Source organism: Enterococcus sp. ARL09-542 (assembly GCF_005234805.1).
GTDB classification, from domain to species: Bacteria; Bacillota; Bacilli; order Lactobacillales; family Enterococcaceae; genus Enterococcus_D; species Enterococcus_D gallinarum.
In genome coordinates, this window is sequence record NZ_QPQX01000022.1 from 1 (window position 1) to 22,298 (window position 22,298).

At 39.6% G+C, this 22,298-nt stretch carries 19 protein-coding genes and 1 tRNA gene; 6 read left to right on the forward strand and 14 right to left on the reverse strand.

The features are described 5' to 3' along the window. Window positions 1-581: 581 nt before the first annotated feature. From DVW06_RS15500 to dnaE, 8 genes are all read right to left on the reverse strand, one after another. Complete coding sequence (locus DVW06_RS15500) at window positions 582-2,081, reverse strand: HAMP domain-containing sensor histidine kinase (protein ID WP_081132372.1); 1,500 nt, start codon at window positions 2,079-2,081, stop codon at window positions 582-584. A gap of 14 nt (window positions 2,082-2,095) precedes the next feature. Beyond that, window positions 2,096-2,782 carry a response regulator transcription factor gene (locus DVW06_RS15505; protein ID WP_003127863.1) on the reverse strand — a complete coding sequence of 229 codons (687 nt, stop codon included), beginning with the start codon at window positions 2,780-2,782 and terminating at the stop codon, window positions 2,096-2,098. Window positions 2,783-2,926: 144 nt separating this feature from the next. Next, entirely contained in the window at window positions 2,927-4,348 is a 1,422-nt protein-coding gene (gene gndA / locus DVW06_RS15510) for an NADP-dependent phosphogluconate dehydrogenase (protein WP_137264836.1), read from the reverse strand. A 198-nt stretch (window positions 4,349-4,546) separates the two neighbouring features. After that, window positions 4,547-4,726 carry a 50S ribosomal protein L32 gene (gene rpmF / locus DVW06_RS15515; RefSeq protein ID WP_003127860.1) on the reverse strand — a complete coding sequence of 60 codons (180 nt, stop codon included), beginning with the start codon at window positions 4,724-4,726 and terminating at the stop codon, window positions 4,547-4,549. A gap of 56 nt (window positions 4,727-4,782) precedes the next feature. Beyond that, window positions 4,783-5,343 carry a YceD family protein gene (locus DVW06_RS15520; protein WP_005472104.1) on the reverse strand — a complete coding sequence of 187 codons (561 nt, stop codon included), beginning with the start codon at window positions 5,341-5,343 and terminating at the stop codon, window positions 4,783-4,785. 197 nt (window positions 5,344-5,540) lie between these two features. After that, window positions 5,541-7,325, reverse strand: coding sequence for a pyruvate kinase (gene pyk / locus DVW06_RS15525; protein WP_005472102.1), 1,785 nt, complete (start codon window positions 7,323-7,325; stop codon window positions 5,541-5,543). An 84-nt stretch (window positions 7,326-7,409) separates the two neighbouring features. After that, on the reverse strand, window positions 7,410-8,372 hold the full coding sequence (gene pfkA, locus DVW06_RS15530) for a 6-phosphofructokinase (protein WP_003127857.1): 963 nt from the start codon (window positions 8,370-8,372) through the stop codon (window positions 7,410-7,412). Window positions 8,373-8,540: 168 nt separating this feature from the next. Beyond that, window positions 8,541-11,849, reverse strand: a complete 3,309-nt coding sequence (dnaE, locus tag DVW06_RS15535) for a DNA polymerase III subunit alpha (protein ID WP_137264837.1) — start codon at window positions 11,847-11,849, stop codon at window positions 8,541-8,543. 149 nt (window positions 11,850-11,998) lie between these two features. Between dnaE and DVW06_RS15540 the strand changes: the two genes are divergently transcribed. Continuing rightward, window positions 11,999-12,181 (forward strand): YjzD family protein, encoded by a 183-nt coding sequence (locus tag DVW06_RS15540; RefSeq protein WP_003127855.1) that lies wholly within the window; start codon window positions 11,999-12,001, stop codon window positions 12,179-12,181. Window positions 12,182-12,228: 47 nt separating this feature from the next. Here DVW06_RS15540 and DVW06_RS15545 read toward each other — a convergent pair whose 3' ends face one another. Both DVW06_RS15545 and DVW06_RS15550 read right to left on the reverse strand, forming a co-directional pair. Further along, window positions 12,229-13,431, reverse strand: a complete 1,203-nt coding sequence (locus tag DVW06_RS15545) for a multidrug efflux MFS transporter (RefSeq protein ID WP_086269372.1) — start codon at window positions 13,429-13,431, stop codon at window positions 12,229-12,231. Window positions 13,432-13,670: 239 nt separating this feature from the next. Next, on the reverse strand, window positions 13,671-15,110 hold the full coding sequence (locus DVW06_RS15550; protein ID WP_029487041.1) for an NCS2 family permease: 1,440 nt from the start codon (window positions 15,108-15,110) through the stop codon (window positions 13,671-13,673). A gap of 267 nt (window positions 15,111-15,377) precedes the next feature. Here DVW06_RS15550 and DVW06_RS15555 point away from each other — a divergent pair, with 267 nt between their 5' ends. Continuing rightward, window positions 15,378-16,181: a Cof-type HAD-IIB family hydrolase gene (locus tag DVW06_RS15555; protein WP_003127852.1), complete on the forward strand. Its 804-nt coding sequence runs from the start codon at window positions 15,378-15,380 to the stop codon at window positions 16,179-16,181. A gap of 93 nt (window positions 16,182-16,274) precedes the next feature. Here the strand turns inward: DVW06_RS15555 and asnB are convergent, their stop codons facing one another. Then, on the reverse strand, window positions 16,275-18,170 hold the full coding sequence (gene asnB, locus DVW06_RS15560; protein ID WP_003127850.1) for an asparagine synthase (glutamine-hydrolyzing): 1,896 nt from the start codon (window positions 18,168-18,170) through the stop codon (window positions 16,275-16,277). Window positions 18,171-18,536: 366 nt separating this feature from the next. On the opposite strand from asnB, the gene DVW06_RS17250 reads away from it, so the two are divergent. Next, window positions 18,537-18,686, forward strand: coding sequence for a hypothetical protein (locus tag DVW06_RS17250; RefSeq protein WP_003127849.1), 150 nt, complete (start codon window positions 18,537-18,539; stop codon window positions 18,684-18,686). A gap of 95 nt (window positions 18,687-18,781) precedes the next feature. Here DVW06_RS17250 and DVW06_RS17255 read toward each other — a convergent pair whose 3' ends face one another. The 3 genes from DVW06_RS17255 to DVW06_RS15570 form a co-directional block, all read right to left on the reverse strand. Continuing rightward, window positions 18,782-18,943, reverse strand: a complete 162-nt coding sequence (locus DVW06_RS17255) for a hypothetical protein (RefSeq protein ID WP_003127848.1) — start codon at window positions 18,941-18,943, stop codon at window positions 18,782-18,784. A 253-nt stretch (window positions 18,944-19,196) separates the two neighbouring features. Further along, a tRNA-Ser gene (locus tag DVW06_RS15565) sits at window positions 19,197-19,284 on the reverse strand. A gap of 82 nt (window positions 19,285-19,366) precedes the next feature. Beyond that, window positions 19,367-19,933, reverse strand: coding sequence for a TetR/AcrR family transcriptional regulator (locus tag DVW06_RS15570; protein ID WP_005472096.1), 567 nt, complete (start codon window positions 19,931-19,933; stop codon window positions 19,367-19,369). Between the two features lie 284 nt (window positions 19,934-20,217). Between DVW06_RS15570 and DVW06_RS15575 the strand changes: the two genes are divergently transcribed. The 3 genes from DVW06_RS15575 to DVW06_RS15585 all read left to right on the forward strand — a co-directional run bounded on the left by DVW06_RS15575 (window position 20,218) and on the right by DVW06_RS15585 (window position 22,295). Continuing rightward, window positions 20,218-20,976 carry a threonine/serine exporter family protein gene (locus DVW06_RS15575; protein WP_003127846.1) on the forward strand — a complete coding sequence of 253 codons (759 nt, stop codon included), beginning with the start codon at window positions 20,218-20,220 and terminating at the stop codon, window positions 20,974-20,976. Beyond that, window positions 20,973-21,446 (forward strand): threonine/serine exporter family protein, encoded by a 474-nt coding sequence (locus DVW06_RS15580; RefSeq protein WP_003127845.1) that lies wholly within the window; start codon window positions 20,973-20,975, stop codon window positions 21,444-21,446. The genes DVW06_RS15575 and DVW06_RS15580 overlap by 4 nt, the downstream gene beginning before the upstream one ends. Before the next feature lie 249 nt (window positions 21,447-21,695). Then, window positions 21,696-22,295: a TVP38/TMEM64 family protein gene (locus DVW06_RS15585; protein WP_003127844.1), complete on the forward strand. Its 600-nt coding sequence runs from the start codon at window positions 21,696-21,698 to the stop codon at window positions 22,293-22,295. Window positions 22,296-22,298 lie beyond the last annotated feature (3 nt).

Below are 22,298 nucleotides of genomic sequence, written 5' to 3' on the forward strand. Positions count from 1 at the left end.
AAAGGTCTACTGCGCTGCGTTAGCAACTTTTAAATCATATCAGATCAACAAGTGAATGTCAACTCTTTTTTTAAAAGCTTTTTCAAGTGATTGTTATTTAATCACTCTTTATCTCTCAGCGACTTTTATATCTTATCATCTCGAAAGCTTTGTGTCAACAACTTTTTTGAAAGTTTTTTCTAACTTTTTAAGTTTTTTTACCTAATGCTTTCTGACGACTTTGTTATAATAACATTTGTCTTGATCTTCGTCAACATTTATTTTGAAAAAATATTTGAAAGATTTAAACAGTGACTATCACAAAGACAAATACTAATATAGCAATTCTACTGCGAAAAATCAACAAAAAACAAAGCTTTTTCTCAACATTTTTTTTAGCCGAATCTTTCTTCTATTCTTTATCTCATCGTTCGCTTTTATAGCAATAATTGCGTTTTATAACTATTCGTGTTCCTCAATCGTTCCTGTTTATATGAACAAGCAGAAACGCTGTCCATTAAGTAAGATCCCTTATAAAGAAAAAACCAGCTGATTGTCGCTAACCTACAACAACCAGCTGGTTTCTTCGCAGAGGATCTGCGCTATTTCAAAACATCCTTACTAGATTGAACCACAGGAATATATATTCTAAAAATCGTTCCTTGCCCAATCACACTTTCTGCAGTAATGCGCCCTTTATAACTTTCCAATAATTGCTTAGCAATGGATAGTCCTAACCCATTTCCCCCTTTGGTTCTTGCTCTCGCCTTATCCACTCGATAAAATCGATTGAAAATTTTATCCAAGTCATCTTTGCTGATTCCTTCACCAAAATCCTGAATTGCAATCTCAAACGTTTGTCGATCAGAAGAAATAGATAAATGGACCTCTTTGCGATCTGTGGAGTACTTGACGGCATTATCTAAGATGATAATAATAATTTGTTCGAAATGATTCCGATAAATTTTTAAAGTCAATTCGTGGTAAAGATCATCATCCAATGTGAAAACAAATTCCGGGTAAAGAATTTTAAAATTATTAAATACTTGGTATACGACTTCTTTAGCTTTTGTCGTTTCATTCGCATAGTGGACATCTACTTGCTCAGCTCTGGAAAGGTCGAGCATTTCCTGCACAAGTGTCTTCATTCGACTGATTTCTTGCATGCTGGCTGCAAGCGATTCATCTAATACTTCTGGATCGTCCTTGCCCCAGCGCTGCAACAGGCTCATATGTCCTTCAATGATTGCCACTGGTGTCCGTAATTCATGAGAAACGTCCTCTACAAACCGTTCTTGCTGCTCGATATATAGCCGCATACGGTCGAGCATCTCATTAAAGATGTCTGCCAAATCAGATAATTCATCATTTGTATTCAGTTCAGGCATATGCACGGTCGATTGGGGATTCTTTCGAACGGTTTCCATTGTATCCCGCAAAACTTTCAGTGGCTGCAAGAAATAAGCAGATAAGAAAAAACCTAAAACGCTACTGAGAATCAAGGAAACGACTTCAAGTATGATTAGCGTTAACAAGAGCTTACTGCGAATTTCATAAAATGAGGTCAGTTCATAAAATGTTTGAGCATAACCAATTTTTTCTCTCGTTTCTTTTGAGTAGATTGGCTGGATCGACAAAAAGCCTGTAATATTGTCCAATGTCACGATCGTGGGCGGCTTTCGCTGCACATCGATCAGAGAAAGATTATTTTCATGGGTTTTGAAAATCAATTCCTGATTCAGATTATAAACAAATAAGCTCAAAGGAGACTGACCTAACTCGGAAATAAACGAGTCGATCTTCATTAAGTTCCCATCAATTGTTGAAGTTCGGTCGTAGATGCTCGTATCACCACTATCGTTCTTAGTTAAATTGCGATAGGTACGCACCAATGTCAATTCTTGGTCTGAATTGGCTAACCTAGAAGCTACTTCCGACATCGTACGCTCCACGTTATTTTCTTCTTTAGCCACAAGCAGGTTGATAGACGTTTTGTAAGTGATGACTGCAAAAATTGTAAAAACAACAAATATAAAGAAAGAACTTGCGAAGGCCCACTTCACAGTCAAAGAAGGCCCCTTCAGTTCTTTTAGTTTTTTCATTCTTTTTTTTAAGCTCACGAACGCATCACGTATCCTGTCCCCCGAACAGTTTGGATATAGCTTTCTTCTCCAGGTACGTCGATCTTATTCCGTAGATAACGAATATACACATCGACTACGTTTGTTTCTACTTCTGTTTCATAACCCCAAACTTTGTTCAGCAGAACATCACGGGCTAAGACGACATTGACGTTCTCCATCAAAGTAAGAAGCAACTCGTACTCACGCTTCGTCAATTCAATGACATCACTGCCTCGACGCACCACACGGTTTTCTTTCTCGATGGTTAAATCACGATAAGTGATCGTCGTTTGCTTGGCAACATTTTTGTCTCCTTCAATGTCGATTCGACGTAACAGCGCACGCAAACGAGCTAGTAGCTCTTCAATCGCAAAGGGTTTCACAATATAATCGTCTGCTCCGTGATCTAGCCCTGAGACCCGATCGATCACTGAATCTCTTGCTGTCATCATAATGATTGGCGTATTTTTGGTCTGGCGCACACGACGGCAAACTTCTAATCCGTTTAGTTCTGGTAGCATCAAATCAAGTAAGATGGCATCCCATTCATTGTTCAACGCTGCATCCAATCCAGTTCTGCCATTATAATGTACTTCGGTATTATAGCCTTCATGCTTTAATTCTAATTCCACGAATCGAGCTAAGTTCTTTTCATCTTCAATGATTAGAATATTACTCATTAGTTAGAGCTCCTTTATCGGTTATTCTGCATATAGTTAGACACTATCTGCTTTATTTTATCATGTATCTAAAAAATAAAAAAGAGATTGACCGAAAGTTCTCACTGTTCGGTCATTCTCTTAATTTGTTCTCAATTGTTCGACTTATTCTTCCTCATACCAAGAGTAGTGGTAAATTCCTTCTTTGTCCGTACGTTCATACGTATGGGCACCGAAATAATCCCGCTGTGCTTGGATCAAGTTTGCAGGCAAACGATCTGAGCGATAAGAATCAAAATAAGCAATTGCTGAAGAGAATGTTGGGACTGGTACGCCAGCTTGGACTGCCAATGCTACGACGTCACGAACGGATTGTTGATAGCGTTTTGTGATTTCCTTGAAATAGTCATCAAGCAATAAGTTTTCGATATCCGTATCTTTTTCATAAGCATCGGTGATTTTTTGCAAGAATTGCGCACGAATGATACAACCTGCACGCCAGATTTTAGCAATTTCACCAAATGGCAGTTGCCAATCATACTCTTTTGATGCGGTCCGTAATTGCGCAAAACCTTGTGCATAGCTCATGATTTTGCTGAAATACAATGCTTCCCGAATTTTCTCAACAAATTCTTGTTTGTCTCCTGTAAATTCGAATCCTTCAGGTTTTGGTAAGACTTGGCTAGCATTCACTCGTTCTTCTTTATAAGCAGAAATATAACGCGCAAAAACAGACTCTGTGATCAACGGCAGTGGAACACCAAGATCTAATGCACTTTGACTCGTCCATTTCCCCGTTCCTTTGTTGCCGGCAGCATCTAAAATCACATCAACGATTGGTTTCCCAGTACCTAAATCGTCTTTGCGTGTTAAGATGTCTGCTGTGATTTCGATCAAGTAGCTATCTAATTCCCCTTTATTCCATTCAGAGAAGATCTCCGCCATTTCAGAAACAGATAGCCCTAGAATTTTTTGCATCAAATCATAGGATTCAGCAATTAGCTGCATATCTCCATACTCGATACCATTGTGAACCATTTTTACATAGTGTCCTGCACCATTTGGTCCAATGTAGGTAACACAAGGAGTGCCATCTTCTGCTTTTGCTGAGATTTGTTCCAAAATAGGAGCCACTAACTCATACGCTTCTTTTTGTCCGCCAGGCATGATTGACGGGCCTTTCAATGCGCCTTCTTCTCCACCAGAAACTCCGGTACCGATAAAGTTGATACCAGAATTTGCTAATTCTTCATTACGACGGATCGTATCTTTGAAGAATGTGTTTCCTCCATCGATCAAGATGTCCCCTTTTTCAAGATGAGGCAATAATTCTTGGATGGTTGCGTCTGTCGCAAAACCCGCTTTGACCATCAAAAGAATGCGTCGTGGTGTTTCGATCGATTGTACGAACTCTTCAATCGTATAGGTTGCTTTAAAGTTTTTATCTGAATGTTCTTTTACTACTTCTTCTGTTTTAGATCCTGTACGGTTGAATAGGGCAACTGAATAACCGCGGCTTTCAATGTTCAACGCTAAGTTTTTTCCCATGACTGCCATACCGACAACGCCGATTTGTTGTTTTGTCATCACTCATCCTCCTAAGATTCAGTTATCTGTTTTATTATAGCGCAAAAGATAGTTGTTTTGAACTATTCTCTTTCAAAGAGTAAGAATTATTTCAGAAAAGTTCTAGTTTTCATGAAACTAATCTGAAACAAAAAGAAAAATCCTAAGGCTCCATGGTTAGCCTTAGGATTTTGAAATCCCTTTTTCTGTAAAAAAGGATTATGCTTCTTTTGTTGCTACATCTTTTCCATCGTAATGACCACAGTTTGAGCATACATGGTGGCTTTTTTTCATTTCACCACAGTTTGCACATTCGTTCAAACCGTTGATTGTCAATTTGTAATGAGTACGACGTTTTGCTTTTTTCGCTTTAGAAGTTCTTCTTGCTGGTACTGCCATTTTGCTACACCTCCTTGTAAATGAAAGCAACCTTGAGGCTGCAATTTATTCCAATCCTACGCGTTATCATCTTCTGAATCATTGAACAGTTCCGATAATTTTGCAAGACGAGGATCAATTTGTTGGGCTTGCGCTTCTTTTTGGTTTGCATAGTCTTCTTCTGATAAAACAGCCCAGTCATTTCCTGACGGCATTTCTGTGCTATTTTTCTCTTCCTCAGTAAGGACTTGCATGGGAATCGCAAGTAATAGGTTATCAGCAACTGAATCATCCAAACTGATCGTCTGACCTTCAATGATCAAGACATCTTCTTCTGGAATCATTTCATCTCGCCGCTGAAATTGCTCTGGTGTCATGAAGAGTTCATCCACTGTAAAATCCATTGGCAAAGCAACTGGAGTCAATGAGCGTGTTGAAGGTAACGTGATGGTTGTCTCCACTCGATAATGTAGGAGATATTCATGTTTTCCAACAGACATCATGCCAGTGATTTTCACAGGAGACAAATCAATGATCTGTCCATCGCGTTTTATCAATTGATTTTTTAAGTTCAACGTTTCGTCGAACATTAGCGGTGTCTCTTGGTATTTTTTTAATTCCAATAAAGACCATTTCATTTTTATCACCCCTAAGCAACAAAAGCAATTATACAGGGGTTATTTCCCTTTGTCAATGAAATTTTCTTGACACCTTTTTCATTTCTACAGCTGTAATTTTACGCACAAAAAAGTGATTGCTTTTAGAGAAAAAAACAACAGACTCGCTACTTATGCACGAGCCTGTTGCCTCCATTAATCAATCTTTCGAAAGAAGATTAGATAGCTGTTGTTTCTCCACGGTAGACGATTCCACGACGAGAATCCACAGTAATCAATTCACCATCTTTGATCGTTGTTGTGGCATCTTTTGCCCCAACGATCACTGGAAGGTCTTTCGCAATGCCGACAACTGCTGCATGAGAAGTCAAACCGCCGTCTTCAACAACAAGTGCTGCTGCTTTCTCGATTGCAGGCATATATTCTTTATCTGTTGTTGGAACAACTAAGATCATGCCATCTTTTGCTTTAGCAATTGCTTCTTCTGCACTGTTGGCTACAACGGCATTAGAAACGATTGATTTTTCACCGATTCCTTGTGCTTCAAGCAATTTAGAACCGATCATTTGAATTTTCATCACGTTCGTTGTTCCACGTTCTCCAACTGGCACACCAGCAGTGATCAAAATCAAATCGCCTTCTTTGGCAAAACCAAGATCCACAGCTTGTTTAGCTGCTAATTCGAACATTTCGTCAGTTGTTGAAGGTTTTTCAGCAACTGTTGGATAAACACCCCAGTTTAACATCAAACCACGTTTTGTACGTTCGTCGAAAGTTACTGCCAAGATATCTGCATCTGGACGATATTTTGAAATCATTTTCGCAGTATAGCCAGATTCAGTTGCAGCAACGATTGTTTTTACGCCAAGATTTTTAGCTGCACGTGCCACAGAAAGACCAATTGTTTCTGTTACATCAGTTTTATCAAATTGGTTGATTTGGAAAGTACTCATTTCTGCTAAAGCATTTTCTGCTTCGATATCGATACGAGCCATCGTTGCAACAGCTTGTACAGGATAGTCTCCGTTTGCTGATTCTCCAGATAACATGGTTGCATCTGTTCCGTCAAAGACTGCATTGGCAACGTCAGAAGCTTCTGCGCGTGTTGGACGAGGATTTTGTTGCATTGATTCTAACATTTGAGTTGCAGTGATAACTGATTTACCTACCGCATTACATTTTTTGATGATTCGTTTTTGAACCATTGGTACTTCTTCTGCTGGAATCTCAACACCCATGTCTCCACGAGCAACCATGATACCGTCAGAAACTTTGATGATTTCATCAATGTTGTCGATACCTTCTTGAGATTCGATTTTAGAGAAGATTTGTACATGAGTCATGTTCTTTTCTTCAAGAATTTCACGAATTTCTAAAACGTCTTGAGCTTTACGTACGAATGAAGCTGCGATGAAGTCGATATCATTGTCTAATCCAAAACGAATATCGTCAGCATCTTTTTCAGTAATACCAGGCAAGCTGATTGATACGCCAGGTGCATTGACCCCTTTACGAGAACCCAACATTCCTGCATTTTTAACAACAACAACTAATTCACGTGCTGCTTCGTCTTTTTCGATGATCTCCATATCGATCAAACCATCATCAAATAAGATATGGCCGCCTACATATACATCATCAAATAATCCAGGATAGGTCACTGCAATCTTTTCTTTTGTTCCTTTGTGTTCTGGGTCCATTGAGATACGTGTTTGGTCACCAACGTTGAATTGGATATAGCCGGCACGACCATAATCTGCTTCAGTTGTGTCTTGAACGGTTGTACGGATTTCTGCTCCTTTAGTATCTAAAAGAATCCCTACATCTTTACCAGTTTTCTTGACCGCTTCACGCACCATTGTCATACGTCCTAATTGTTCTTCATGATCTCCATGAGAAAAATTGAAACGGAAGACATTTGCACCGGCTTCGATCAGTTCAGAAATAATTTCTACACTATTACTTGCTGGTCCTAATGTGCTGACGATTTTTGTTTTTTTCATTACTAAACGCTCCTATTCATTTATTTAAAATAGCTTAATAAGCTTTTTTTACAAAATTACTGTTGCGTTTCATACTTCCTAAACTTAAAAGGAAATTTCCTTGTTCAAGTCGTATAAAGAAATATCTGGTTTGTGACGATTGTTTTCAAGCGTTTCGATGATATCTGCAGCAACCATCTGGTTGTTTTCGATACCGATGCACAATCCGCCTTTGCCTTGTTGAAGCAACTCAACTGCGTAAGCACCAAATTTACTTGCTAGAACGCGGTCTCTTGCGCTTGGTGATCCGCCACGAACAACGTGTCCTAAAATCGATACCCGCGTGTGGAAATCGCCATATTCAGATAATTTATCAGCAAATTCGTTTCCGCCCATCACGCCTTCTGCTAAGACGATCAAGCAGTGTTTCTTACCGCGGTCCCGTCCTTCACGAATTCGGTTCGCAACAACGGCCATATCAAAGTCATGTTCTGGGATGATGATCTCATCTGCCCCACCGGCAACTCCTGACCAAAGCGCAATGTCACCTGCACCACGACCCATTACTTCGATTACGAATGTCCGGACGTGAGAAGTTGCAGTGTCACGAATTCGGTCGATTGATTCCAATACTGTATTGATTGCTGTATCAAAACCGATAGTAAAGTCCGTCCCAGGAATATCATTGTCAATCGTTCCTGGAATACCGATCGCCGGAAAACCATGGCGTGTTAGAGCCATCGCACCATGATAAGAGCCGTCGCCACCAATAACGACCAACCCTTCAATACCGAATTTTTTCAGTTGTTCAATCCCTTTCAACTGACCTTCTTGTGTCGCAAATTCAGGATAGCGCGCAGAGTACAAGAATGTACCGCCTCGTTGGATCTTGTCACCTACATCTGCCACATCAAGACGGCGAATATCTCCAGCTACCAAACCAGCATAGCCGTAATTGATTCCATATACTTCCAGCCCATCAAAGATAGCCTTTCTTACAACTGCCCGAACCGCTGCGTTCATCCCCGGCGCATCGCCGCCACTGGTTAGAATTCCAATGCGTTTCATTATCCATTCACCTCATTAGTAGATTTGTTTAGGGAATTGGAACTCCCTTATTTGATACTTTTCAAGTAATAACCACGAGTAGTATTTTACCATTATTCCAGAGAAATGTCTTGAAATAGTGGGAAAAAGTTGAAAAAAGTGTAAGTAAAATTTAACGTTTTCGGAAAATTACTTGAAAACAACATTTTCCTCTCCCAACAAGTGCCCAAGCTTTCTTTCCATTTCTTCGTCTTTTTTTAGCCAGTTCTCTTCCGTCAGCAACACTTTTTTCCCGTTGCTTTCATAGAACAACACCACAGGAACCCGGCCTCGATGCTTTCTCAGCAACTGCGACAATTCTTGCAAATGGTTCGTCTCAACATCACGTGTGATCTTCAGATAACACGTTTGATCTGTTAGCTGTGCTTGCGCTTTTTCAGCTAGCTCTATTTTATCAGCAATCAGTTGTATTTCACCATTGTAACGACTTACTTCCACTTTTCCTTCAACATACAAGACGGCGTTTTCTGCAACGTCAGATCGTATGTGACGATACAATGTGGGAAAAACAGTGATTGAGACTTCTTTACTAGCATCTGTTCCTTCAAGAAACGCCATTTGCTCTCCTTTTTTTGTACGGATTTCTCGAATTTGACGCACATAAAATAGTATCCGGACACGTTCGTTGGGAACTAAGTCAGCGATTGCTATCGTCTGCTTCAACTGTTGCAGCTTCTGATATTGTTGGACAGGATGCCCTGATAAATAAACCCCTAGATATTCTTCTTCCAACGCTAACTTTTGCTCTAAGTCATAATCAGCGACTTCGGCTTCTTTGAGAGCCATTGTCTCTAACAAATCGAGACTGCCGCCACTATAGGTGATATTTTGGATTTTCCCTTCTAATTGGATAAGTGCTTGCTTCCGATTAGTGACCAATTCATCAAACGCACCAATACTTAACAACGGACGGATATAATCTTCTTTCAGCCATTTGTTATTCTTTTGATGCAAGCGCAACAGGAATTGATCTAAGGAGGAGAATGTTCCATTCTCCTTTCGTTCATCTAAAATATCTTGAATCAGGTCTCTACGTATTCCTTTAACACTGCTAAAGCCAAAACGAATCTGTTTTTCCGATTGAAGATAGAAACTATAGCCACTCTTGTTGATGGACGGCGGTAAGATTGCTACACCATACCGAGTCGCTTCATTCAAATATTCTTTTAATTTACCTGGATTATTCCTAACCGAGTGCAATAATGCAGCAAAAAATGGCCCTGGATAATGTACCTTTAAATACGCCATTTGGAAGCCGATAAATGAGTAGGCAAACGCATGAGAACGATTGAACCCGTAATTGGCAAAACGCTCAATATAATCGTAAACTTCTTCTGCTTTCTCCGCGGAAAAATGGTTGGCTACGGCTCCTTCAACAAAATGGCGCCGTTCTTCATCTAGGACGTCTTTTTTCTTTTTGCTGATGGCTCGCCGCAAGATATCTGCTTGACCAAGAGAAAAGCCTGCCATTTTAGAAGCAACTTGCATGATTTGTTCTTGATAAACAATGATTCCATAAGTATTTTGTAAAATCGGCACTAAAGCAGCATCCGGATAAACGACTTTTTCTTGTCCTTTTTTCCGTCGAATAAACGTATCGATATTTTGCATAGGTCCTGGCCGATACAACGCATTGACGGCTGCGATATCTTCGATACTTTCAGGTCCAAGTTTTCGCAAAACATTTCTGATCCCCGCTGACTCAAACTGAAAGATTCCGGCAGTATCGCCTTGCTGAAATAGTCGCAGCGCAGCTGGGTCATTTAAAGGAATAGCTTTCTGGGTAACTGTTTCATTTGTAACTCGCTTGATCCCTCTTAAAGTATTGTCAATGATTGAAAGATTCCGTAATCCTAAAAAATCCATTTTTAACAATCCCACTGTTTCCACATCATTCATTGTGAACTGAGTCAAGAGGATCTCATCACTTCCTTGTTGAAGGGGGACTAGATCCAAGAGATTCTTGTCGCTGATCACCACACCAGCTGCATGGGTGGAAACATGTCGAGGCAATCCTTCCAGTACCTTAGCCACTGCAAACATCGTTTCATTTCGTTCATTGAAGGTAGCCAATTCTCGTAATTGATTGGATTGCTCATAAGCTAAAGCCAATGTCATTTTTAATGCGTTAGGAATGGCTTTTGACCAGCGATTGGCTTCGCTTTGTGACAAACCAAACACTCGTGAAACATCCCGCAGCACCATTTTGGCCGCCATCGTTCCAAAAGTAGCAATTTGCGCCATGTACTCCTGACCATATTTTTGACGGACATAACGCAAAATCTCATCACGTCTGTTATCAGGTATATCTAAATCGATATCGGGCATGGTATAGCGTTCGGGATTCAAGAAACGCTCAAACAGCAAGTCATATTCAATTGGATCGACATCGGTGATGGCTAATACGAAAGCTACTAATGAACCTGCTGCTGAGCCCCGCCCTGCGCCGGTAACAATTTCGTTCTTGTGAGCAAAATCCATCACATCCCAAATGATCAAAAAGTAATCGTCAAATCCCATTGTATGAATAACGGATAGTTCATAATCCAAACGCTGACGGTAAATATCTGTGACCTGCGTAATACGTTCAGACAACTTTTCAAAACACAGTTTTCTAAGAAAATCAGCCGCATTTTCCCCTTCTTCTAAAGGGAAATGCGGGAGCAAACGTTGATGGAGAGGAATCGTCAGAGTACATTCTTCTGCAATTCGCTGATTATTTACCAATGCTTCTGAATTCTCTCCAAATGCCTGAATCAGTTCCGCAGGCTGTTCTAAATAATACGTTTCGGAAGATTGTTCCTTCGCTTTACGAAAATCTTCGATCTGAGTACCGTTCTTAATATGTTCCATGACTTGAACAGCAAATAGTTCTGCTTGTTCCAGTGCTGCTACGGGTTGATAAGCGCACAGCTCAAGACCGTGCTGTTGAAACCACTCTCTTTCTGGCGTTGCCGCTGCTTTTTGAACACCCAGGAAAAGACTCTTTTGATCAAAACGAGCGACAAAGTCTGTCAATGCTCGAGAAAGCTGTGCCAAGTCTTCCGATTGATCTGGAGAGAAACCTTGCCCTTGCGGCAAAATACCAAACAGATCTGGTAACGTTAAGTATTCAGATAGATCCAAGTGACCGTTGATCATTTTCTCACTGGAAAGGCGCATCAATAATCGGTAGCCTGATAGATTCTTTGCAAAAAGATACAATGGAAAACGCATAGTGGACGTGCCAAACGTGCAATCGAATAATACACCAATCACAGGTTTGATTCCGGCATTTTGGCATTGCTGATAAAATTCTAAGGCTCCATATAACACATTGTGATCTGCCAGCCCCAAAACTTTATAACCAGCTTTTTTGGCAGCAGCAATATAACGAGGAATTTTGATCGTACTTTGAAGTAAGGAATACGCGCTTAAGGTTGTCAATTGATGATACATAGAAAATCCCTCCGAAAATGATAATTCCGTTTGTTTCTGCTTTATTTCTAATTTGAAAAGAATAAATGAAAATGTGAAAATCTTTACATTGAAATTTTTTGTGATAAACTAAAGTCGAAAAGCAAGATACGCAGAAAAGAGGTGTCGTCATGCGCTACTTAGCAACATTATTTTGGACATTTATCTTAGGCCAAGTTGTCGGCTATCTAGGCAGCTCACTAGCGGGAGCTACTTATGATTTCCAATTGACCTCAATCATCTCTTTGGTAGCAGGTGTACTAATTATCCTTCTTGGTTTGATTGCACCTTCGCCAAAAAAGACAAGTCATTAATAGAAGAAAAACCAGTTACCTTCATTGTAACTGGTTTTTTTTTCTTTTCAACTGAGATCGTGCTTATGAAAATTTTTACGGAAATTAAATGTAGAAAGACAAATATTCAAAAAGACAAACGCACTGGTTACCCAAAACACGGCTGGGTAGCCAAAACTATGGGCAACGGTTGAACCGACCATTGGACCAAGCACTTGTCCAAAGTTAGAAAACATTTGGTTGTAACTATAAATTCGACTAACACCTTCCATTGGAGTGATTTTACTGATTAACGTATTGATCGATGGCATTAACGCACCAGTAGAGAAGCCCAAAAGAAAGCGTAGAACGCCCAATTGGAATGGTGACGTAACAAAGCCCATTGGAATAAAGCAAAGGAATGAAAGCAGTAGTCCTCCTAATAACACTTTATGATTTCCGTAGCGGTCCCCTACTTTACCTAATATTGGCGAAGAAATAATAGCTGAAACACCGGCAATCGATACGATCAACCCGCTGACAAATAAAAGGTTCCCTGTATTGCCGCTTAGATCACGGATATATAAAGTCAAAATTGGACTGATACTTGTTACACCAAGTTGCAGGATCAATGAAGTAATAAATAAGCCAATCAATAGTTGTAGGTTTTTGATTTGTCCAAAAATTTCTTTGACAGATAGAAGGTCCCCTTTTTCAACAGGTGCGAAATCTTCTTGAACCAAAAAGATCGTTAGCAGCAATGTGATCAAAAGAACGATCCCTGTGATGATAAATACATTCTTCATACCAAACCACTGTGCTAAAGCACCACCCATAGAAGGCCCGATCAAGTTTCCGGCGATAGCTCCGGTTGCTAATGTTCCTAGTGCCCAGCCACTCTTTTCTTTCGGGGCTTGAGAAGCAATCAATGCTGTCGCATTTGGAATATAACCCGAAAGGATCCCCGTAAAGAAGCGCATAATCAATAGCCAGTAGACATTCGGTACAAAGGCTAATGAGCCCATGGTGACTGTCATACCAGCAGCCGCCCGAATCATCATCAATCTGCGACCTTTCTGATCTGCTAAATTTCCCCAAACCGGTGCAATGATTGCAGCTGCAAACGCAGTCACTGAGATTGCCAGACCTGAAAACAGCTCGATTTGGCTTTTTGGCGCCCCCAACTCTTCAATATATAGCGGAATAAACGGCATAACTAAACTAAAACTTGCACCAGTAAAAAAACAGCCAATCCAAGAAATTAGGAGATTTCGTTTCCAATCAATTTTCATGTCAAAACCCTCTTTCTCTTAAACTATACCGCATTTTTTAAAATAGTAAAATTAAAAAAGACAGAAGATTGTGTGATCTGTCTACAAAATAAAACTATCCCCACTACAACCGATTTCGCCTTCTTTGTTCTTTACAGCCCACATAAAGCAGCTCATCGACCAAAGAAAGAATCCGTTATAGTTTGGATAGTTCATTGTCAAAAGCACGACCAGAAATCAGTGCTCTTTATTGATTGGTACTAGCTGATCACAGCTAAAATAATGAAGTTCAAAATAAAGAGAATATTTACGACCCACAAAATTGGAGATACTTCGCGGAATTTTCCTTTTACGACTTTAACGATTGCGTAAAAGATAAAACCAGCTGCGATTCCATAAGAAATGCTGTAACAAAGTCCCATAAAGATCGAAGCAAAGAATGCTGGAACTGCTTCTTCAAGATCCGACCAATTGATATCCGCAAATGAAGCGAGCATCATCACACCGACTAAAATCAATGCCGGCGCTGTTGCTTGAGCAGGGACCACGGAAATCAATGGTGAAAAGAAACTACTAATGGCAAACAAAGCTGCTACTACCACTGAAGTCAATCCTGTTCGTCCCCCAGCACCGATCCCGGCAGCTGATTCAACATAAGTAGTGGTATTAGATGTTCCAAAGATCGCACCGATCGAAGTTGCAATTGCATCGGCAAAAAGGGCTTTGTCCATCTTTGTATTGAACCCTTTACTATCTTCCAACGCTTCTTCGTCTTTTTGAGAAAAGATTCCAGTACGGCGCCCTGTTCCAATAAATGTGCCGATAGTATCAAATGTATCTGAAAGACTAAAGGCAATAATCGTCATGATCACTTGAGGAATTTTAGCAGAATCACTAAACAATGAACCTATTCCCTCTGGGCCAAACGCAGCGCCAAAAGTTGTTCCAAGTTCATTAATTGAACTTCCCAAAGAGTTTCCTTGCCAATCAATCGTGCTTAAATCGACCACACCCATCAAAATACCAATGATCGTTGTCCCTAAGATACCGATAATAATTGCTCCTCGGACGTTTTTAACCACTAATAACGTTGTTAAAACCAAGCCAATGATTGCCAAGATAACTGGTGCATTATTAAAGTTAGCGAGTGCCGGCACGATGCCTCCATTAAATGAAGCACTAACAATCGTATCACCATCAACAGTTGATCCAGTAACTGCTGCAGTATCCGCGCTGAAACTTAATAGATTGGCATTTTTCAACCCAACGTAAGCAACGAAGATCCCAATCCCACCACCGATGGCATGTTGCATGCTCTCTGGAATGGCATGAATAATCAATTTACGAATTTTAGTGATCGTGATCAAAATATTGATCACACCACAGATAAAGACCATAGCTAATGCTTGTTGCCAAGAATAACCTAACCCAAAGACAACTGTAAAGGTAAAGAAGGCATTCAATCCCATTCCTGGTGCTTGCGCATACGGTACGTTTGCAAAGAGTCCCATGACCAGCGTTCCAATGACAGAGGCAATGATGGTTGCCAGAAAGACTGCTTGAAAAGGCATACCAGATGCGGAAAGAATCGAAGGATTAACAAAAAGAATGTAGCTCATTGCAAAGAAGGTGGTTACCCCAGCCATCACTTCTGTTGAAACAGTTGTTTTATTTTCTTTTAATTTGAAAAACTTTTCCATGTAAATCGTTCACTCCTACAAGATTAGTTAGTGTTTCTGAAAAGAAAAGAATAATTGCACTTTCCATCGAACAATTACAAATTATAGGCGAATTCCCCCTATTCTACAATAAAAAAATTAACAAAAACCAAATATTTTATCCGAACGTTCGTGTTTTATCAAGAAGCTGATTTTTTCCAGAAACTTACCATCCCCCTTTCATCTCTTGTGAAATCAGTAAAATGTGTTACACTTAAACAACTAGAAAAAGAGAATGGAGCGAGTCGAGTGAACAAAAAACTAATTGCCATCGATCTAGACGGCACTACTTTAAATACAGAGTCCCAAATTTCAAAGCGGACATTTGATGTTTTGACACGAGCAACGAAAGCTGGACATTATGTGACCATCGCAACCGGTCGTCCTTTTCGAATGAGTGATCAGTTTTATCGTCAATTAGCCCTAAAAACACCTATGATCAATTTTAATGGAGGTTTGGTACACAAACCTCGTCAAGTATGGGCAAATGAAACAGAATTCTCTGTGTCAAAAGAAATCGCTTTTGAACTAATGGCTCAAAAAGAGAACCTGAACTTAGATTTTGTTGCTGCAGAAAATCGGGAAACCTTTTTTATCGATCAACTTGAAGGCTTTGATCAGCGTTTCTTTTCTTCCGATAGTATTACTGAAGAAAACTTATTGAAGAACATGAAATCTGATCCGACTTCATTATTGGTCAAAACACAAAATGAATTCGCTGAGTCTGTTGCTCTACGAATCAACGATCAATTCAATGACACGGTTGATGTCCGTACATGGGGCGGTCCTCATGCAATTTTGGAGATTGTTCCAAAAGGGGTCCATAAAGCATTAGGTCTATCAGTGATTTCCGATTATCTGAAGATTGATCCCAAAAATATTATTGCCTTTGGCGATGAACACAATGATCTAGAAATGTTGGAATATGCCGGCTGGGGTGTGGCTATGGCAAATGGAACCGCACAATTAAAATCTATTGCCAATGATGTAACGGATAAAACCAATGCCGAGGACGGCTTAGCTGACTACTTGGAAAATTTATTAGCCCTATAAAAAGACAAAAAGAAACACGAGGATTCGATGTCTCTCCTCTCCAAAGTCTGTATGAAAATGGACTTTAGAGGGACTACATCTGTCCTCGTGTTTTTAAATTGTTTCGTAAATGATTGTTTCTGCCTTAGGAATTTTTTCATCAATGAAGAATACTTTATACCAGGTCAAGAAAGTGTAGATCGTCCAGATTTTCCGTTGAAGTCCTTGTTTACCGGCGCGATGATCAGCCAATAATTGCAAAATCTTTTCTTGGTCAAAGAATTCTGCAGCAAAATCCGCTGTAAATAGTTCTTTGACGGTTTTGTAACCAGTCCCTTCTTTCAGCCATGCTCGAATAGGGACCGGAAAACCTAATTTTTCCCGATTGGCCCATTCTGTTGGGAGGTGACGATTTGCTGCTTGACGAAAGACATCTTTCGTATTGTACTGATTGATCAAATATTTTGTCGGAATCGTCTGAGCTACTTTCATGACTTCAATATCAAGTAATGGCACCCGTAATTCCAAAGAACTAGCCATTGACATCTTATCTGCTTTTAATAAGATGTCTTTGGGCATCCATTGATGAACATCCAAATACTGCATTTTGTTGACTTCTTCATCAAGATCTTTGACTTTTTCATAGTATGGGGCGACGATTTCCGCCACTGATGGTCCACTAGTATAGTCTGGATGCAATATCTCAGTGGCTTCTTGCTCTTCAAAGACCAGCGCTTGCCCGATAAAGAAATCTTTTGCAGGTGCGGTGGCTTCATAGAGATGAATTCGTCCATGGAAGTTTCTCATATTACCAATTGTCCGGCCTAATTTGAATCGAATATTCTTAGGTAATTTTTTCAATCCTTGAGCAAATACACGAATCATCTTGGAGTTCGTATGCCAACCATAAGCAGCATAGCCGGCAAATAATTCATCTGCGCCTTCACCAGATTGTACAACACGAACATGTTGCGAGGCGAGATTAGCTAAAAAGTAGAGCGGGACACAACTCGGATTGGAGTCGGGCTCATCCAAATGATACTGGATCAGTGGAAAAGCGTTGAAGGACATCTCGCCATCAATCACCGCTGCTGTATTGTTCAATCCCAGCATCTTGGTCAATTTTCTAGCTTCAATTGCTTCATTATAGGTCTTGTCATCGAATCCAATTGAGAAAGAATGATCTGGACGCAGAACAGCGGCAACATAACTTGAGTCGACACCGCTTGATAAAAATGACCCTACTTCTACATCACTGATTTTGTGTGCAGCAATCGATTCTTGAACGGTATCATCGATTTTTTGGACCCAATCTTCTTTGCTATAGTTTTCTTTATGACTGTAGTCTGCATCCCAATATTCATGAATGTCCATGACGCCATTTTTATAAGTAAAATAGTGACCTTCTTGTAAGCGATAAACGCCTTTAAAGAATGTTTCGCCATTTAGTGGCGAATATTGAAAAGTCAAATAGGGTTTTAAGGCATCCTTATTCAATTCTTTTTCAAAATCTGGATGTGGTAAAAAACTCTTGATTTCTGAACCAAACATGAATGTACCATTCATTTCCGCGTAATAATAAGGTTTGATTCCGAAATGATCTCTTGCCCCAAAAAGTTCTTGCTTTTCGCGATCCCAAATGGCAAAAGCAAACATGCCGCGAACTCTTTGCAATAAATCAGTTCCCCACTCTTCATACCCATGAAGAAGAACCTCAGTATCTGCATGAGTCGTAAAGACATGTCCAGCTTGGATCAATTCTTCTCTTAACGATTGAAAGTTATAGATTTCACCATTAAAAATGATTACTTTCGTTCCATCTTCATTATAAATAGGCTGCGTACCGCCTTCTAAGTCAATAATCGATAAACGCCGAAAGCCAAGAGCAACTTGGTCATCAATGAATTTTCCAGAACTATTAGGACCGCGATGAATGATTCGATCCATCATCTGTTCAATGATTTCGGCTTTTTGGTCTTTAGTATTAACGAAACCTACAATTCCGCACATATTTTCACATCCATTTTCATTTTCCTTTTTCATTTTCCCTGAAACAAATCTTATCTTACCATAAATTGAATAAAATTAAATTTAAAAAAATATAATAAATTAATTATTTAACCCAACAAAAAGAGTTTTTCAAGCAAAACCGCTTCATACCGCTTTTTACTCAGATACTAAAGGAGCTTCCTTACAAATTTGTTATTTGATTTTTTTAGATAACTTCTGTTCTCCTTAATAAATTTTTAGTAAACTTCCTCTACCATTCAGTTATTATTGGACAGACGCCAAGCAACGTGTTATTCTGATCATGGAATTTCGTTATCAACTTAACCGTTGCCTTTCGTTACGAATAACACTGAAAGGAGAATGACTATGACATTCTATAACACAGAACTACAATATCGAGTTACTCTAGATACAAAACTGAACCTTTTTATCGTTTTTGATAAAAAAGATGCTAACCGTTTTGCAACTGGTGTGACGATCGAACAAGCTGTACAAGAATTGACTAAAACTGCATAAGGAGTTCATCCAAATGAAGGATACCGATTCGTACTGAAAGCACCTCGCTAAGACTAATAGCAGGTGCTTTCTTGTTTTGTTATGAAATTAAACAGCTACTCCAACTGCTTTTCCTCTTCTGGCTCTTTCTTTTGTCCACTCTGCTGTTCATCCAACTGCATGATCTCATCTACTGATTCATCCTTCAAAAAAACGGATAGTCCCTTAACAGCTAATTTCGTTTGGCGCATGACATAATCTTTTTCAAACTCAGCCATTTTATCACCTTCTGCTTTCTTCTAGTTTAATCGATTTCGTTCAAAAAAAGAAGCAATGGCATGACATTATCAAAACTCGTTTCCTAAGCTCTCACTGCTTGCCTGAATCAACTAATCAACTCATTAATTAAATTTTATGAGTCGTGTACGATGCTTTTCTCATACCTCGGGCCCCTCCTCCCCATGTCTTTACTTACAAAACAAAAAAAGCCTATCACCAAGGATAGGCCAAACGCTTCAAAGCGTTAATGTAAGGAGAGTACAGGATTTGAACCTGCGCGCCGGGATGAACCGGGTCGGCGGATTTCGAGTCCGCTGCATTACCACTCTGCCAACTCTCCATAACGTTTATTTTCTACTTTTTTCAGAAAAAGTCAAGAAAAAATCTGCAATCCATCCGAAAAAATGGTTGCAGATTCGTTATTATTGAAAAATAAAAATGTCTGTTCTATCTAAAATCCCAGTGATCGTTTCCTCGATCACCTTAATGATTTGTTCCTCCGTTGGCGTAATGATTCCAGCTGACATCAATGAAGCAATGCCGGTAACAACGATCCAAGCACCATTGTGCAAGGCTGTAATCGCTTCTTCCGATAGATCCGCATACTTTGGTTCGGACTTGATCAATTTTTTGAAATAATCAGACGAAAAATCGTGCATCAATTTCCCTCCGCCATAGTCATCTACGAAAAGAGCAATATACAAGTTGTGTTTTTCTTGTGCGAAGTGAATGTAGTTTAATCCTAAATCAATGACTTTATCACCAGTCCGTTCAACAGGAAACACGTTTTCTGAAAGATCTTTGAAGACCGCTTCAACTAAAGTGTTTTTCAAATCCTGCATGTTTTCAAATTCCAAATAAATCGGTTGTGTTGAAATCCCCATTTGCTTTGCTATATTTCGGGCGGTAAAATTGCCAAATCCTTCTTTATTGATCAACTCATACGCGGCCTTCAAAATATGTTCTCTTGTATAGACCTTTCTTCGCATCAATAAATCCCCCTTTTCCTTTATCTAATTGTAACCGAGATTTTCCAAATTGAAAAACAATATACTCATTTCGTTATCTTATAACTGTCTGAATTGTTCTACAATTATATCCACACCGCTATTTGTGAAGTTTTTTACCAATTTAAATAAAATGGTTGCTTTCAAAAAATAAGATATTTTCTTTATTATTAGTTATTTAACTCACCGGATACTTCTCTTGTTGAATTGGAATGAAAAAGGTAAACTAATAGGAGGATTACTTTTCAAGATAGAGAGGCGTTAAAATGCAAGAAACAGATGAGTTATTGTTAGAAACTTGCCTCTTGGCAGGAAAAATCATGATGGAGAATGGTTCCGAAGTTTATCGAGTCGAAGATACCATGAATCGTATCGCTGCTAACGCTGGCGAAGCCAATAGTATCAGTTATGTGACCGCTACAGGCATCTTTATGGGATTACGAAGCAGTCACTACGCTCAAGTTGAAAATGTTCATGATCGTGTGATCAATTTGGAGAAAATAGTGGCCGTCAATCGGCTTTCCCGGTCGTTCGCAGAAAAACAGATCACATTACCGCAGTTGTATGCATCTCTTAAAGAGATCAATCAAGTCACACCAAGCTTTCCTCTCTGGTTACAAGTATTGAGTGCTGGAGTGGTCAGCAGTACATTAATGATTATTTTTGGCGGCAATTGGTCTGATTTCATTGTTACTTTTTTCATTGGCAGCATCGGGTTCATTACAGGTCTCTGGGTGAAAAAAGCGATTGATATCCGCTTTTTGGATATGTTCGTCGCCTCTTTAGTGATTGGCTGCTTAGCGATCCTATCTGTTCGCGGGGGTTTGGCGGGAAATGTTGACAACCTGATCATTGGTGCCGTGATGCCGTTAGTTCCTGGAGTGGCCATCACAAATTCATTTCGTGATATTCTAGCTGGCCATCTGATCAGTGGAACTGCGCGAGGAACTGAAGCTATCTTTACTGCAGCCGCAATCGGCGTAGGAATCGCTACAGTCTTCACCTTGTTTGGGGGGTTATCATGACCATTTTGATTCATGTCTGTTTTAGTTTTTTAAGTACCGTCACCTTTGGCATATTAACAAATATACCGAAACGTGCATTGATTGCAACCGGGATCGCTGGAACTGTTGGATGGATGATTTATTGGCAGCTGCATGAAATGGGTCATGGCATTGGTAGTGCCAATTTTTATGCTGCCTTTGCGGTTGGCTGTGTCAGCATCTTTTTTTCACGACGCAAGAAAATGCCCATGATCATCTTCAATATTCCTAGTTTAGTTCCCTTGGTCCCCGGTGGTCCGGCTTATAAAGCTGTTCGTGAATTTGCCTTGGGAGATAACCTTTTGGGATTAGAGAACCTCATGATTGTTTTGATCACTGCAGGAGCAATCGCGGGCGGGTTTATGATGACGAGTGTCGTTGAAAAGACCATCGCAAGTTGGCAAAACAAACGAAGAGCACGACTTGATAAAGAGGAGACAACTAGGAAATAAATATAAAAAATGAAAGCAATAACTAAGGATGAAAACAACTTGCCTATCGATCACTCGTGATAATTTGTACATGAATTGCTAAATTTTTCTTATTTCAGACTTTAGTACAATGCCTTCTTGCTATTCTTCTTTTATAATAAGGGTATCAAATCTTACAAATTTGTTTGACGAATGTCATTTATTTTGCTGGATTTTTCTAATTACACCACGTATAGTGGAATTAGAAACGAATAAAGGAGATGAAAGTCTGTGAGTATCGCCACTTCTCGTCGTATCATTAATACGATATCAATTATAGGATTAGGGCTATCTATTGCCTTAACGATTTACTTCATTAATCTAGGTGTCTTTAAAGATATTAATGCACTGCGTGGTTTGGTAGGCAACTCTGTTATTTTGGGACCAATCATCTTCATGCTGCTACAAATTTTACAAGTTGTAATTCCGATCATTCCTGGTGGGATATCCAGTGCGGCTGGCGTCTTGATTTTTGGACCATATCTTGGATTTGTCTACAATTATGTTGGCATTAGTATTGGTTCAGTGATCATCTTCTTGCTTGGCAGAAGATATGGTAAACCATTCATCCTCAGTATGATCAGTGATAAAACATATGATAAATATATTGGCTGGTTGGATAACCAAAGTCGATTTGAAAAACTCTTTGCACTTGCTATCTTTTTACCGGTAGCCCCGGATGATGCCTTGTGTTTGATGGCTGGACTAACGAATATTTCAGTCAAGAAATTCACTTTGATCATTTTATTGGCAAAACCATTATCAATTTTCTTATATAGTATGGCATTGATTTATGGCGGTACGTTTTTAACAGGGCTATTAGGCGGCTAAGTG